11 protein-coding genes are annotated in these 13,013 nt (G+C 71.4%); 3 read left to right on the top strand and 8 right to left on the bottom strand.

Annotation, left to right across the window (positions count from 1 at the left end):
* The 4 genes from ACFS27_RS02085 to ACFS27_RS02070 all read right to left on the bottom strand — a co-directional run bounded on the left by ACFS27_RS02085 (position 1) and on the right by ACFS27_RS02070 (position 3,405).
* Entirely contained in the window at positions 1-744 is a 744-nt protein-coding gene (locus ACFS27_RS02085) for a DUF4191 domain-containing protein (protein WP_377179853.1), read from the bottom strand.
* A 42-nt stretch (positions 745-786) separates the two neighbouring features.
* Positions 787-1,788, bottom strand: a complete 1,002-nt coding sequence (gene lipA, locus ACFS27_RS02080; RefSeq protein ID WP_377179851.1) for a lipoyl synthase — start codon at positions 1,786-1,788, stop codon at positions 787-789.
* 92 nt (positions 1,789-1,880) lie between these two features.
* Entirely contained in the window at positions 1,881-2,621 is a 741-nt protein-coding gene (lipB, locus tag ACFS27_RS02075) for a lipoyl(octanoyl) transferase LipB (RefSeq protein ID WP_377179849.1), read from the bottom strand.
* A gap of 70 nt (positions 2,622-2,691) precedes the next feature.
* Positions 2,692-3,405, bottom strand: coding sequence for an HNH endonuclease family protein (locus ACFS27_RS02070; protein WP_377179847.1), 714 nt, complete (start codon positions 3,403-3,405; stop codon positions 2,692-2,694).
* Between the two features lie 165 nt (positions 3,406-3,570).
* Between ACFS27_RS02070 and ACFS27_RS02065 the strand changes: the two genes are divergently transcribed.
* Positions 3,571-4,659, top strand: a complete 1,089-nt coding sequence (locus ACFS27_RS02065; protein ID WP_377179846.1) for a Gfo/Idh/MocA family oxidoreductase — start codon at positions 3,571-3,573, stop codon at positions 4,657-4,659.
* Positions 4,660-4,777: 118 nt separating this feature from the next.
* The gene (locus ACFS27_RS02060; protein ID WP_377179844.1) at positions 4,778-6,247 is read left to right on the top strand and encodes a hypothetical protein; all 1,470 of its coding nucleotides are present in this window, start codon (positions 4,778-4,780) and stop codon (positions 6,245-6,247) included.
* On the opposite strand, the gene ACFS27_RS02055 is transcribed toward ACFS27_RS02060, so the two are convergent.
* The 3 genes from ACFS27_RS02055 to lpdA form a co-directional block, all read right to left on the bottom strand.
* Positions 6,231-7,232, bottom strand: coding sequence for a TIGR01777 family oxidoreductase (locus tag ACFS27_RS02055; RefSeq protein ID WP_377179842.1), 1,002 nt, complete (start codon positions 7,230-7,232; stop codon positions 6,231-6,233). The genes ACFS27_RS02060 and ACFS27_RS02055 overlap by 17 nt on opposite strands.
* Positions 7,233-7,395: 163 nt before the next feature.
* Positions 7,396-9,246, bottom strand: coding sequence for a 2-oxoglutarate dehydrogenase, E2 component, dihydrolipoamide succinyltransferase (gene sucB / locus ACFS27_RS02050; RefSeq protein ID WP_377179840.1), 1,851 nt, complete (start codon positions 9,244-9,246; stop codon positions 7,396-7,398).
* 31 nt (positions 9,247-9,277) lie between these two features.
* Positions 9,278-10,744, bottom strand: a complete 1,467-nt coding sequence (gene lpdA, locus ACFS27_RS02045) for a dihydrolipoyl dehydrogenase (protein ID WP_377179838.1) — start codon at positions 10,742-10,744, stop codon at positions 9,278-9,280.
* A gap of 287 nt (positions 10,745-11,031) precedes the next feature.
* Between lpdA and ACFS27_RS02040 the strand changes: the two genes are divergently transcribed.
* Positions 11,032-11,385 (top strand): oxidoreductase, encoded by a 354-nt coding sequence (locus ACFS27_RS02040; protein ID WP_377179836.1) that lies wholly within the window; start codon positions 11,032-11,034, stop codon positions 11,383-11,385.
* Positions 11,386-11,387: 2 nt separating this feature from the next.
* On the opposite strand, the gene ACFS27_RS02035 is transcribed toward ACFS27_RS02040, so the two are convergent.
* Positions 11,388-12,938, bottom strand: coding sequence for a leucyl aminopeptidase (locus tag ACFS27_RS02035; protein ID WP_377179834.1), 1,551 nt, complete (start codon positions 12,936-12,938; stop codon positions 11,388-11,390).
* Positions 12,939-13,013: the final 75 nt, after the last annotated feature.

The following is a 13,013-nucleotide window of genomic DNA, read 5'->3' as shown; positions in this document are numbered from 1 at the left end:
TCAGCGGCCGCGCATGCCCTTGCGGTCGGGGCGGGCGCGGGTCGGGTCGATGCCCTTGGGAATCGGCAGCTTGACGCCACCGATGGCCTTGAGGCGCTTGGCGACCTCGGAGACCTCGGCCCGGGTCAGGGTCGACTTGAGCCGTGAGACCGAGCGCGCCACCTTGGTGAGCGGCACCTGGCCCTCGCCGTCGCCGCACTGGATCAGCGTGACCGGCACGTTGGACAGGATGCGGCTGACCTTCTTGCGCTCCTGCTCGAGCAGCCGGCCGACCCGGTGGGGCGGCCCTTCGGAGACGAGCACCACACCGGCCTTGCCGACGCCCCGGAACACGAAGTCCTGGTTGCGGGCGTCGACCGCCACGGGCTCGTCCTCGAAGGTCCAGCCCCCGCGGACGGTGCCGAGCGCGGCACGTGCGGCACCGGGCTGCCCGGCGATCTGCGTGTAGGCCGCCGTCTCCGCGCTGCGCGACAGCACGAACATGGCCGCGAGCACGCCGAACGGCACGCCGATGACCAGTGCGTAGACCCACGGGCCCGCCAGGACGCCGATGAGCAGCGCTACCGCGACGACCCCGACGAACGCGGCGAGCATCCACCACGTGACGAGCGGGTTCTGCTTGCGGGTCATCTTGTAGACGTCCCACAGCTGGTGATACCAGCGGCGCTTCTTGGGCTTCTTCTGCTTGGCGGCAGACGCTGCTACATCGTTGCGCGCGTCGCCCCCGGACGAGGTTCGGGCCATGGTCGTCAATTCTAGTGTGCTGCGAGCGGACTGGGTGCCGGATCAGCGAGCCAGCAGGCTCGCCGCCTCCTGACGGGAGGTGGTCGGCTGTGCGAGGTGCGACAGCGCCTCGGGGATGGGACGGCCGTACTTCGTCATCGCCTGGCCCCACAGGCGGCCCGCGCGGTACGACGAACGCACCAGCGGCCCAGCCATGACGCCGAGGAAGCCGATCTCCTCCGCCGTCTCGGACAGCTCCACGAACTCCTCGGGCCGCACCCAGCGGTCCACGGGGTGGTGGCGCAGCGAGGGCCGCAGGTACTGCGTGATCGTGATGAGGTCGCAACCAGCGTCGTGCAGGTCCTGGAGGGCCTGCTTGACCTCGTCGATGGTCTCGCCCATGCCGAGGATCAGGTTGGACTTCGTGACCAGGCCGGCGTCCTGCGCACGGGTGATCACGGACAGCGACCGCTCGTAGGTGAACGCGGGCCGGATCTGCTTGAAGATGCGCGGCACCGTCTCGACGTTGTGCGCGAGCACCTCGGGACGCGACTCGTTGACGGCGTCGAGCAGCTCGGGGATGGCGTTGAAGTCGGGGATCAGCAGCTCGACGCCCGTGCCAGGGTTCAGCGCGTGGATCTGCCGGACCGTCTCGGCGTAGAGCCAGGCTCCGCCGTCGGCCAGGTCGTCGCGGGCGACGCCCGTGACCGTCGAGTACTTCAGGCCCATGGTCCGCACGGACTCCGCGACGCGGCGCGGCTCGTCCTTGTCGAAGTCGGCGGGCTTGCCGGTGTCGATCTGACAGAAGTCGCAGCGGCGCGTGCACTGGTCACCGCCGATGAGGAAGGTGGCCTCGCGGTCCTCCCAACACTCGAAGATGTTGGGACAGCCGGCCTCCTCGCACACCGTGTGCAGGCCCTCGCCCTTGACGAGCGATTTCATGTCGCGGTATTCGGGGCCCATCACCGCCCGGGTCTTGATCCACTCGGGCTTCTTCTCGATGGGCGTGGCCGAGTTGCGCGCTTCGATGCGCAACATACGTCGGCCTTCAGGTGCGATGGTCACGCAGTTCCCCTCCCAGGTCAGCGGGTTCACCCAGCCTATGCCTCGGGTGCTCGGCGTCGAGCGGAGGTCTCACCGGTAGGCAGTGGCGTTCGTCACGCGGTGGCGGGAACAGTGTCGGACGGCGCGGCGACCACCGTGGTGGTCTGCGCGGCGGCCGAGGCGGCGGGCGCGTCCGTGCTGCGGGCCAGGAGCGGCGAGAGGCGTGCGATCAGGGCCGCCTCCAGGAGCGGCCGCACGTCGTCGACGGTGACCTTCCGGCCGAGCTCCGCGCTGAGGGACGTGACGTCGGCGTCCTCAGCGGGGATGCCGCAGGGCACGATGCGGTCGAACGCGGTCAGGTCGGCGTCGCAGTTCAGGGCGAGGCCGTGCATGGTGACGCCCTTGGCCACGCGAGCCCCGATGGCGCAGACCTTGCGCTCCAGCCGCGGTTCCGGCACGTCGGGGGAGTCCGCGGCGAGCCACACGCCGGAGCGGCCCTCGACGCGCATGGTCTCGACGCCGAAAGCCGTGCACACGTCCATCACCGCCTGCTCCAGCGTGCGGACGTACTCGACGACGTCGAACGGCTTGGCCAGCCTGATGATCGGGTAGGCCACGATCTGGCCCGGCCCGTGCCAGGTGATCTTGCCGCCGCGGTCGACCTTGATGACCTCGGTGCCGTCGGTGGGGTACTCGTCGCGGTGCGTGCGAGCGCCCGCCGTGTAGACCGAGGCGTGCTCGAGGAAGAAGACCGTGTCGGCCAGGTCCTCGGAACGGACGGACTCGTGTGTGCTGCGCTGCAGGTCCCAGCCCTCGTGGTACCCGATGTGCCCGGTGAGGTGGCGGATGTCCATGCCAGCCACCCTACGTCCGCTACGCCGCTCGACACCGGGCTCTGACCGCCCGCCATCACCGACGCCGGGGTCAGGGGGCCGGGAGCGGTTCCGCAGGGCAGCTCGTCAGGACGTCCTCCATGGCGTCACGCTCGGCGGGCGTGATCCACAGCTCGTACTTGGCCTTGACCGCGATCTGCCGGGCGACGTACTCGCAGCGGTACGCCTGGTTGTCGGGCAGCCACTCGGCCGCGTCCTTCGCGCCCTTGCCCATGTTGGCCGGGCCGTCGGAGGCCACGAGGTTGAGGGGGTCGTTGGCGATCTGGACGCGCTTGTCCCTGTCCCAGTCCGCCGCGCCGGTGGTCCAGGCGTTCATCAGCGCGACCACGTGGTCGATCTGCACGTCGCTGGAGTTCTCCCCGCGGACGAACGCGATGGTCTCGCCCGTGTACGGGTCGTCGAGGGTTCCTGACGCCACCTCGCACGTGTCGCCGGAGGACAGCTCGATGTCCTCGAGGTCGCGCTGGAGCATGTCGTTCCGGGTGTCGCAGCCGTTGTCGTCGGCGTCCTGCCAGGCGCTGCCGAAGTCCGCCTCGCGGTCGTAGCCGTCCTTGGTGGCGGCGTCCTGCACCGTGAGCGAGTCGAGGGTCGCGAGGGCCGATCCCTCGGCACCTTCTGCGGGGGCCACGTCGTCGCCCAGCGACTTGAGGATGAAGTTGCCCGCGAGCACCAGTGCCGCGACCGCGACGAGCACGAGCTGGAGCGTCTTGCGGGTCTGGCTGGACTTCTTGGCTGTGGCGGACACGAGCCCCTCATTCTGTCGGCCGTTGTAGTCCGGACACACTTGGCCGGACACGCTAAGAACGTGCGAAAAGTACCTCTTGCCCCAGTCTGCCAGAGTTGGGTTACGGCGGTTAACCCGCTGACCAGTGATCTCGCGTTGGCGCGCCCCGCGGGGCACCATGGGGCCATGGCTCTTCGGATCGGGATTGTCGGCTACGGGGGTGCGGGCAGGCAAATCCACGCCCGCCTGGCGCGAGCAGCGGGAATGACGGTGACAGCCGTCGTCGCCCGGGACTCCGGACGGCGCGTCCAGGCGGCCGGTGACTGGCCGGGCGCACGCCTGTTCAACGACCTCCCGTCGATGCTCCTCGAGCCAGGACTCTACGACCTGGTGGTCATCGCCAGCCCCTCGTCCCTGCACGCCGAGCACGCCAACGCCGTGTCCGTCGCAGGCAAGCCCTTCGTGCTGGACAAGCCGATCGCCACCACGGCGGCGGAGGCACGGCGAGTGGTGAGCGCGGCATCGTCGTCGGGCACCCCGTTCACCGTCTTCCACAACCGGCGCTGGGACCCCGAGCAGCTCACCCTCGCGGCCCTGCTCAACCGCGGCGACCTCGGCAAGGTGCACACCTTCGAGCGGCACTGGGAGCGGTGGCGACCCAAACCGCAGCAGCGGTGGAAGGAGAACGACGCAGTGGGCGGCGGGCTCCTGCTCGACCTCGGACCGCACCTCGTGGACTCGGCGACCCAGCTGTTCGGACCCGTCGTGGCGGTGTACGCGGAGACGCGCGCGCTCTCGACCCCCACCGAGGACGACGTGTTCCTCGTGCTGCACCACGCGGCGCCCGGTAGCCGGCCCGGCGTCGTCCCCGGGCGCGCCGCCGGCGCCGACGTCCTGTTCGGCGCCGAACCGCCGGCCAAGGGCGTGGTCTCCCGGCTCTGGGCCGGCTCCCTCGTCGGGGCGCCGGGGCCGCGCACCCGCGTGCTCGGAGACGGCGGCGCCTACCTCGTCAACTCGTTCGAGGGCGACGCGTCGCCCTTCGACGTGCTCGACGGCGAGCAGCCGGAGGGCACCCACGGCTGGCTCGTGCGCGGCCGCGAGCGGACGGCGGTGGCACAGCCGCGCGGCGGGCACGCCGACTTCTACACGGCGGTCGCCGACTGGCTCGCCGGCGAGGCAGAGGTCCCGGTCGACCCCGCGGACGCCGTCCGGACCGCCGAGGTGCTGGACGCCGCCCGACGGTCCGCGAAGGAGGGGCGACTCATCGACGTATGAGCCGCTATTACCACCGTCGGGACGGATCTGCGCTCGGGCACTTCACCCACAGGGCGTCGCATTCGGCAAATCCTGTGGATAAAGGGCGGGCTTCGAGGAGCAGGGTTCTCATGAATGGGTGCACTACATCGAATCCGCGGAACTGGTCCGCGTGGCCGTCCCCACCGAGGCCGCAGCTCGCGCCCTCCTGGTGCGCCGTCTAGACACTCTCGCGACACTGGACCACCCCCACCTGGTGCCGCTCATCGCCATCTCCCCGAACGGTCCGGACAACCTGGACGTACGGCTGTCGCGTACCGGAGCTGTCGATCTGCCCACCGCCGTCGGATCGCGGGGCCCCCTGACCGCCGCGGAAGGCGCCGGCATCACCGTCGCGATCGCACAGGCGCTCGCGGCCCTCCACAGCGTGGGCCTCGTCCACGGCGGGGTCCGGCCGACGGACGTGCTGCTCCGCTCGGACGGCAGCGCGATGCTCCGTCCCCGCGTGACGCTCCCCGACCACAGCGACGACCCGGTCGACGTCACGTCCCTCGCGACGCTCGTGGAGTCGGTGCTCGGGTTCCCCGGCCCGAGCCTGGACTCGGACGCCGACGAGGCACTGCGCGCCGTACTGGCCCGCGCCCGCGCCGAGGACCCCCGCGACCGGCCGGAGCCCGGCACGCTCGCGGCGCTCGCCGACGAGGCCGTGAAGCCGGAGCCGGTTCGCCTCCCCGAGGGATCGGCGCTGGTCTCGGCGGCGCTCAGCGGTCCGGTGCCCATCGCGGGCCACGTTCCGCTCGGCGCGAGCACGCCCTCCGCCTGGCGCTCAGCGGCGAAGACGCTGACCGGCTCCATCGCGGCAGTGGACGGCAAGGCCTGGGCGGCCACGGCGCGGCGTCGGGCGACGATGCCGCTCACGGGCCGGTCCGGCGCGGCGGGTGCAGCGGGGACGGGCCGCCAGCCGCGGACCACCGTGGTGTCCGTCGTCGCGACGGGCATGATCGCGGCGGGCGTCATCGCGGGCATCACGGCGGGAACCATGGCCGCCCCCGAGGTCTTCGGCGGCGAGGAGCCGGCGGTCGCCGTGCCGTCTCCGTCGGGGGCGTCGTCGTCGCTCGCGGTCGGGGTCAACCCGGTCGCCAACGCCAAGGACCCGGCGGGTGCCGCCGTCGAGCTCACGTCTCGCCGGCTGGCACTGCTGGCGGGCGCCGTGTCCGACATCGGTACGGTCAACGTCGAGGGCTCGCCCGCCTACGTGGCGGACAAGCAGATTCTCGAGGAGCTCAACCAGACCGGCGCGCAGGTGGTCGGTGCGTCCGCAGTGGTGCAGAAGACAGAGGTCGTGACGCTCGGCCCCGGCGCGGCATCGGCCCTCCAGAACGCGACCACCGCATCGCGTACCGAGACCTCCGAGACGTCCGGCGCCGCCAACGGCAAGCAGGCGGCCAAGAAGGTGTCGATCGAGGCGGTGGTCCGGATCGACTACACGATCACCGCGCACAAGCAGGTGTCCGACACCGGCGAGACGTCGGTCCCCGCCTCGAAGGAATCGGCGGACCTGACCCTCGTGTGGACCCCGGGCGGCTGGCGCGTCAGCGAGGTGCGCTGACCTCGTTCGCCTCCACCACCCAGCGGGCCGTGTCCTGAAGATCCGTGTGCGTCCAGGTGAAGTTCGTCCTGGTCAGCACGCCGGGCACGACCCGCTGGGAGGCGACGAGGTCGTCGGCGAACTGGCCGAGAGCGATCCGCAGCGCGAACCGGGGCACGGGAAGCATCGCCGGGCGGTGCAGGGCCTGGGCGAGCGCGTGGGTGAGCGCCCGGTTCGTGGTGGGCTCCGGTGCGACGGCGTTGACCGGCCCGCGCACGTCCGCGCCGATGACGTGGCGGATGGCCGCGACCTCGTCGGTCAGGGTGATCCAGCTCCACCACTGCCGGCCACTGCCCAGCGGGCCGCCGACCCCGAGCCGCAGGATCGGCAGCAACTTGCCGAGCGCGCCACCCGACGGCGCGAGCACCACACCGCTGCGTAGCCAGACCACACGTGCCCCGGCCTCTGCGGCCGGCGAGGTGGCGTTCTCCCACGCCTTGACGAGTCCGGCGAGGAAGTCGTCCCCGCGTGCTGACGCCTCGGTCAGGACCTCGTCGCCGCGGCTGCCGTACGCGCCGATCGCGGAGCTGTTCACCAGCACGGGCTGAGTGTCCAGGCGGGCGATCGTGCGGGCGAGGAGGCTCGTCGTGGTGGTGCGTGAGCCGAGGAGCGTCTGCTTGTAGGCAGGGGTCCAGCGATGGTCGCCGATCCCGGCGCCGGCCAGGTTCACGACGGCGTCCGCGCCCTCCAGGGCTGCCGGGTCGAGCTCGCCGGTCCGCGGGTCCCACCACACGTCGCGGACGAGGGCGCCCCTGCCCTCGGAGGTGGCGTCGCGGCCCGGGGCCGTGACGCCGTGGCCGCCGGGTCGCCTACCAGGTGGTCCGCCGCCGTCTGATGGCTCGGCGCCGCGGCGCACCAGCCGGCGGACGCTGTCCCCACGCGCGACGAGGTCGGCGACCAGCGCGGAACCGATCAGACCGTGTGAGCCGGCAACCACCACATCCATGCGGTGAATCTAACCTGCCGGGGGTGCCCGGGCTCGCGCGCTGCCGGCCGGGGCGGTGTCGGACCCACCGGGCCGACGCCGACAGACAGTTGTGGCCGGTCCCGAACCCGGAACCGGCCACAGCCACCTACGTGACGCTACCTACGCGAGGCGGACATCCGCGTCAGAGACCGACCTCCGACTCGAACGCGCCCTCCTCGATCCGGTTCTTGATCGCCGTCAGGAAGCGGGCGGCATCCGCGCCGTCGACCAGGCGGTGGTCGTAGGACAGGAAGATGTACGACATCGAGCGCACCGCGATGCTCTCGTTGCCGTCCGGGTCCGTCACGACGACCGGACGCTTCGTGATGGTGCCGGTGCCCAGGATCGCGGCGTGGCCCAGCGGGACGATCGGGGTGTCGATGAGCGACCCGCCCGAACCCGTGTTGGTGATGTTGAACGTGCCGCCGGACAGCTCGTCCGGCGTCACCTTGTTCGCCCTGGTGCGGGCACCCAGGTCCTGGATCTGCCGGGCGATGCCGGCCAGGTTCAGGTCGCCCGCGTTCTTGATGACCGGGACCACGAGGCCACGCTCGGTGTCGACGGCGATTCCGACGTTCTCCGAGGCGTGGTAGGTGATCTCACCCTTCTCGGTGTCGATCGTCGCGTTGATCTTCGGGTACGCCTTGAGCGCCTCGACAGCGGCCTGCGTGAAGAACGGCAGGAACGTGAGCTTGGCGCCCTCGCGCGCGGCGAACGACTCCTTTGCCTTGGCCCGGAGCTGCGCGACGCGGGTGACGTCGACCTCCATGACCGTGGTCAGCTGAGCCTGCGACTGCACCGCCTCGAGCATCCGCTGGGCGACGATCTTGCGCAGCCGCGACATCTTCTCGGTGGTGCCGCGCAGCGGCGACACCTCGAGCTTGGCCGGGGCCGACGGCGCCTTGGCCGCCGCGGGAGCTGCTGCGGCCGGAGCCGGTGCGGGCGCCGCCTTGGCCTCGGCGGCCGCGAGCACGTCCTCCTTGCGGATCCGGCCACCGACGCCGGTACCCGTCACCTCGGCGACGTCGACGCCCTTCTCCGCGGCGAGCTTGCGCACGAGCGGGGTCAGGTACGAGCCGATGGTGCGACCTGCCGACGCCGAAGCGGCGGGCGTGGCTGCCGGCGCGGGTGCAGCGGGAGCCGGCGCTGCGGGTGCCGGTGCGGCGGGTGCCGGAGCGGCAGCCGGAGCAGGTGCCGGGGACGCCTCGGGCGCCGGCGCCGGGGTGGGCGGGCCCACGGGCTCGGGTGCCGGAGTCTCGGCCTTCGGAGCTGCGGTCTCCGCAGGTGCGGGGGCCTCGGGTGCCGGGGCGGCTGCCGGAGCGGCAGCACCCGAACCGACGAGCGCCAGCACGGCGCCGACCTCGACGGTCTCGTCCTCCTTGACCAGGATCTCCTGGAGGGTTCCGGCGACCGGCGACGGGATCTCGGTGTCGACCTTGTCGGTCGACACCTCGAGGAGCGGCTCGTCGACGGCGACCTCGTCGCCGACCTCCTTGAGCCAGCGCGTGACGGTGCCCTCGGTCACCGACTCGCCCAGGGCGGGCAGCGGGACCTCGGTACCGCCACCGGCCGGGGCAGGAGCCTCGGCAGGCGCAGCGGGGGCGGGCGCGGGGGACTCGGCGGCAGGGGACTCTGCGGCAGGGGACTCTGCGGCGGGCGCGGCCTCGACGGGCTCGGCCGCCTCCGGCTCGGGAGCAGGAGCCTCAGCGGCTGCCTGCTCGGCCTCCGGAGCGGCGGGCGCGGCGCCGGAACCGGAGCCGTCGCCGATGACGGCGAGGGTGGCGCCGACCTCCACGGTGTCGTCCTCCTGGACGAGGATCTGCTCGAGGACGCCCGCGACGGGCGACGGGATCTCGGTGTCGACCTTGTCGGTCGACACCTCGAGCAGCGGCTCGTCGACGGCGACCTCGTCGCCGACAGCCTTGAGCCAGCGGGTGACAGTGCCTTCGGTGACGGATTCGCCGAGGGCCGGCAGCTGCACGTTCTCAGACATGACCTGTGGGGTCTCCTTTGTCGTTAAGTGGTCAGTTATGGGCGTGCAGAGGCTTGCCGGCCAGCGCCATGTGTGCCTCTCCGAGTGCCTCGTTCTGGGTGGGGTGGGCGTGCACGAGCGAGGCGACGTCCTCAGGGAACGCCTCCCAGCCCACGATGAGCTGGCCCTCGCCGATCAGCTCGCCCACACGGGAGCCGATCAGGTGCATCCCGACCACGGGTCCGTCCTTGCGGCGCACCAGCTTGGCGAAACCCTGGGTGCCCAGGATCTTGCTCTTGCCGTTGCCCGCGAGGTTGTACTCGATGGTCTCGACCTGGTCCGAGCCGTACAGCTCGGCGGCCCGCGCCTCGGTGACGCCGACGGACGCCACCTCCGGCTCGCAGTAGGTCACGCGCGGGATGGTGGCCTCGTCGATCGCCACGGGCGAAAGGCCCGCGATCTGCTCGGCCACGAAGATGCCCTGGGCGAACCCGCGGTGGGCCAGCTGGAGGCCGGGGACGATGTCGCCGACCGCCCAGACCTGGCCACCCGCTGGGGTGGCGACACCGGTACGGAGCAGCTCGTCGGTGAGGACGAAGCCGCGGTCCAGTCGTACGCCGGCGGCCTCGAGACCGAGGTCGGCGGTGCGCGGGCCGCGCCCGACGGCGACGAGCAGCAGGTCGGCGTCGAAGGTCGTGCCCGACTCGAGCTCGACCTGCACGCCGTCCTGCGACTGCTTGACCTGGGCGAAGCGCTCGCCCAGGGAGAACTTGATGCCGCGCTTGCGGAACGCCCGCTCCAGCGCCTTGGAGAGCGCGACGTCCTCGTTCGGCACGAGGTGCGGCAGGGCCTCGACGACCTGCACGTCAGCGCCGAACGACTTCCACACGCTGGCGAACTCGACGCCGATCACACCGCCACCGAGCACCACTACCGACTTCGGCACGGTCTCAAGGGTGAGGGCCTCGTCAGACGTGATGACCCGGTCGCCGAGCTCGAGGCCAGGCAGGCTACGGGCGTACGAGCCGGTCGCGAGCACCACGTTCGTGCCGTTGTACCGCGTCGCCACGCCGTCCGGGGACGTGACCTCGACGACGCCGGGGGACACGAGCGTGCCGTGCCCGTCGACGACGGTGATCTTCCGGGAGGCGACGAGACCCTGCAGGCCCTTGTACAGGCCCGCGACCACGGAGTCCTTGTAGGCGAGCACGCCGGGCATGTCGATGCCGTCCAGCGAGGAGCGGACACCGAACTGCGCGCCGTGGGCGGCGGCGTCGGCCACCTCGGCCGCGTGCAGGAGCGCCTTGGTGGGCACGCAGCCCACGTGCAGGCAGGTGCCGCCGAGCTTGCTCTCTTCCACGAGCGCCACGCTCAGACCCAGCTGCGCGGCCCGGAGCGCTGTGGCGTAGCCACCGCTGCCCCCGCCGAGCACGACGATGTCGAACGTGGCCGGATTGTCATGCGTAGGCACGTGCTGGCTCCTCGTTGACAGGCTGTTGGCACTGTGGGGCGCTCGCATCGGGTGGATAGTGAGCACCGCATGCCATCTTGACACTTCAGCGGGCGTGGCCCCAATTGTGAACCCGGCTTGACGGGTGTGACCGTGGCGACATTGACGGGCAACCCCGGCTGTGAGCGGGATCGCGAGCGGGCCGGTGCAGTGCCGCTACCGTGCCGATACACGGCTGGTGCAGGGACGACGGCCCTGTACTGGGCAGACAGGTGCCTGTGAACAGGAGCTGTGGGTTTCCTGGAATCGCGTGGAGATGCCTAGGACGGTGGGGGTCGCGCTAGTAGTCTCGACGTATGCCCCGCCAGTCCCGTAGCTCGCTCGCGCGTTTCTTTCAGCGACGCTCCTCGTCCGGCAGCGGATCGCGCCCCAGCGGGAACGATGCGCGCCGCCAGACAGTGGCGCACCTTGGTGAGTTCATCGGGTCGCGCGTCGGCGTCGAGGCCTACGTAGAGCCGCCGACCACGGACATCCCCAGCACGATCCTGCTCGTGGCGACCACGGGCGAGTGGACACGGCGTCGGGTACCGGACGAGCGCACCGCGTTCGACATCGCGAACCAGCTGGGGGTGCCGGTGTACAACGTCCGGTTCACCGGCTACCCCCAGCGGATGCGCGACTGGAACAGCGCGCAGCGCAAGGCGAAGTAGCTCTACTTCTCCGCCTTCTCCGCAGCAGCCCGACCCTCGAGGAAGCCGAGCAGGGTGCGGACCCCTACGCCGGTGCCACCGCCGGGCGTGTAGCCGTGCGCGCTGCCGTCGTTGAACGCGGGGCCCGCGATGTCCAGGTGGGCCCACGGGTGGTCGCCCACGAAGGTCTGCAGGAACAGGCCGGCGTTGAGCATGCCGCCCCAGCGAGGGCCGGAGTTGGCGACGTCGGCCACCTTGGACTTGATGTTCGACTTGAGCTCCTCCGGCAGCGGCATGGGCCAGAACAGCTCGCCCGAGGCGTCGGCCGCGGACTTGACCTCGTCGCGTACGGCGTCGGTGCCCATCACGGCGGAGGTGCGGCTGCCGAGCGCGACCATCTGGGCGCCGGTCAGGGTGGCGATGTCGAGCACGACGTCGTGGCCGTCCTCGACCGCTGAGACCAGGCCGTCGGCCATGACCACTCGACCCTCTGCGTCGGTGTTCAGCACCTCGACGGTCTTGCCGCCGTAGATGGTGACGACGTCGGCGGGACGCTGGGCGTTGCCACCCGGCATGTTCTCGGCCAGGCAGAGGTAACCGGTGATCGCGAGCGGCAGGTTCAGCTTCGCGGCGGCGACGACCGTGGACAGGACGGCGGCGGCGCCGGCCATGTCCGACTTCATGGCCTCCATGCCCGCGGCCGGCTTGATCGAGATGCCGCCGGAGTCGAACGTGATGCCCTTGCCGACCAGCGCGACCTTCCCGTTCGGCTTGGCCGGCGTGTAGGCGACCTTGACGAGGCGCGGCCCGCGCGAGGAGCCCTGCCCGACGGCCGTGAGCCCGCCGTAGCCGCCGGACGCGAGCTGCTTGTCGTCAAGGACCGTCACCTTGACGTGCCGCACGTCCTTCGCGGCGGCCTTCGCCGCGTCGGCGAACGTGGCCGGGTACAGCTCGTTGGGCGCCGTGTTGACCAGGTCGCGTGCTGCGTGCACCGCCGCGGCGACGACCTGGGCACGCTCGGCGGCCACCTTTGCCTTCGCGTTCTTGTGCAGCGGCGTCAGGATCTCGATGGCCGCGACAGGGTCCTTGCGGTTCTTGGCGTCCTTGGCCGTGTCCTTGTCGGTGGACCTGTCGGTGGACTTGCCGGCGCTGCGGTACCGGTTGAAGACGTAGGCACCCAGTAGGGCGCCCTCGGTCACGGCGGTGATCTCGTCGTCGTCGGACGCCGGCAGCGCGATCGCCGCGGACTTGAGGCCCGCCAGCTCACGCGTCGCCGCACCCGCGGCGCGGCGCAGGGTCTCGGTGGCGAAGGTGCCGTCCTCGGCGCGCTCGCCCAGACCCGTCAGGACCAGGACGTCGACGGCGAGCTTGGGGCCGGCCGGGATCTTGCGGACCTCGTCGCGCGCGCCGGTGAGGCCGAGCTGCGGCGCGAGGGACTCGAGCTGGGTCAGCAGGTCGGTGGGAAGCTGGTCGGACACGACGGCTACGCCGTCCGACGTCTGGGCGGTCGCCACCACGAGCGCTTCGGCCTTCACGGCGGTGGGATTCTTGCTGGAGAGGGTAACGGAGGTCACGAGGCCGATCGTATCCCTCGCCTCCGACGCCCGGTCGGCCTGGCCTGGAGGCCCGATGGAGGCGCAGGTCACGCA

Source organism: Promicromonospora vindobonensis (genome assembly GCF_042685865.1).
In the GTDB taxonomy this organism is placed as follows: Bacteria; Actinomycetota; Actinomycetes; order Actinomycetales; family Cellulomonadaceae; genus Promicromonospora; species Promicromonospora vindobonensis.
Note: the sequence above shows the minus strand (reverse complement) of the source record. Positions and strands in the feature narration are given on the sequence as shown.

Excerpts from the sequence above, each read along its gene's own strand:
- ACFS27_RS02085 (WP_377179853.1), bottom strand. The coding sequence starts at position 744 with ATGGCCCGAACCTCGTCCGGGGGCGACGCGCGCAACGATGTAGCAGCG.
- lipB (WP_377179849.1), bottom strand. The coding sequence starts at position 2,621 with ATGGACATCCGCCACCTCACCGGGCACATCGGGTACCACGAGGGCTGG.
- ACFS27_RS02065 (WP_377179846.1), top strand. The coding sequence starts at position 3,571 with ATGGCTCTTCGGATCGGGATTGTCGGCTACGGGGGTGCGGGCAGGCAA.
- ACFS27_RS02055 (WP_377179842.1), bottom strand. The coding sequence starts at position 7,232 with ATGGATGTGGTGGTTGCCGGCTCACACGGTCTGATCGGTTCCGCGCTG.
- sucB (WP_377179840.1), bottom strand. The coding sequence starts at position 9,246 with ATGTCTGAGAACGTGCAGCTGCCGGCCCTCGGCGAATCCGTCACCGAA.
- lpdA (WP_377179838.1), bottom strand. The coding sequence starts at position 10,744 with ATGCGAGCGCCCCACAGTGCCAACAGCCTGTCAACGAGGAGCCAGCAC.
- ACFS27_RS02040 (WP_377179836.1), top strand. The coding sequence starts at position 11,032 with ATGCCCCGCCAGTCCCGTAGCTCGCTCGCGCGTTTCTTTCAGCGACGC.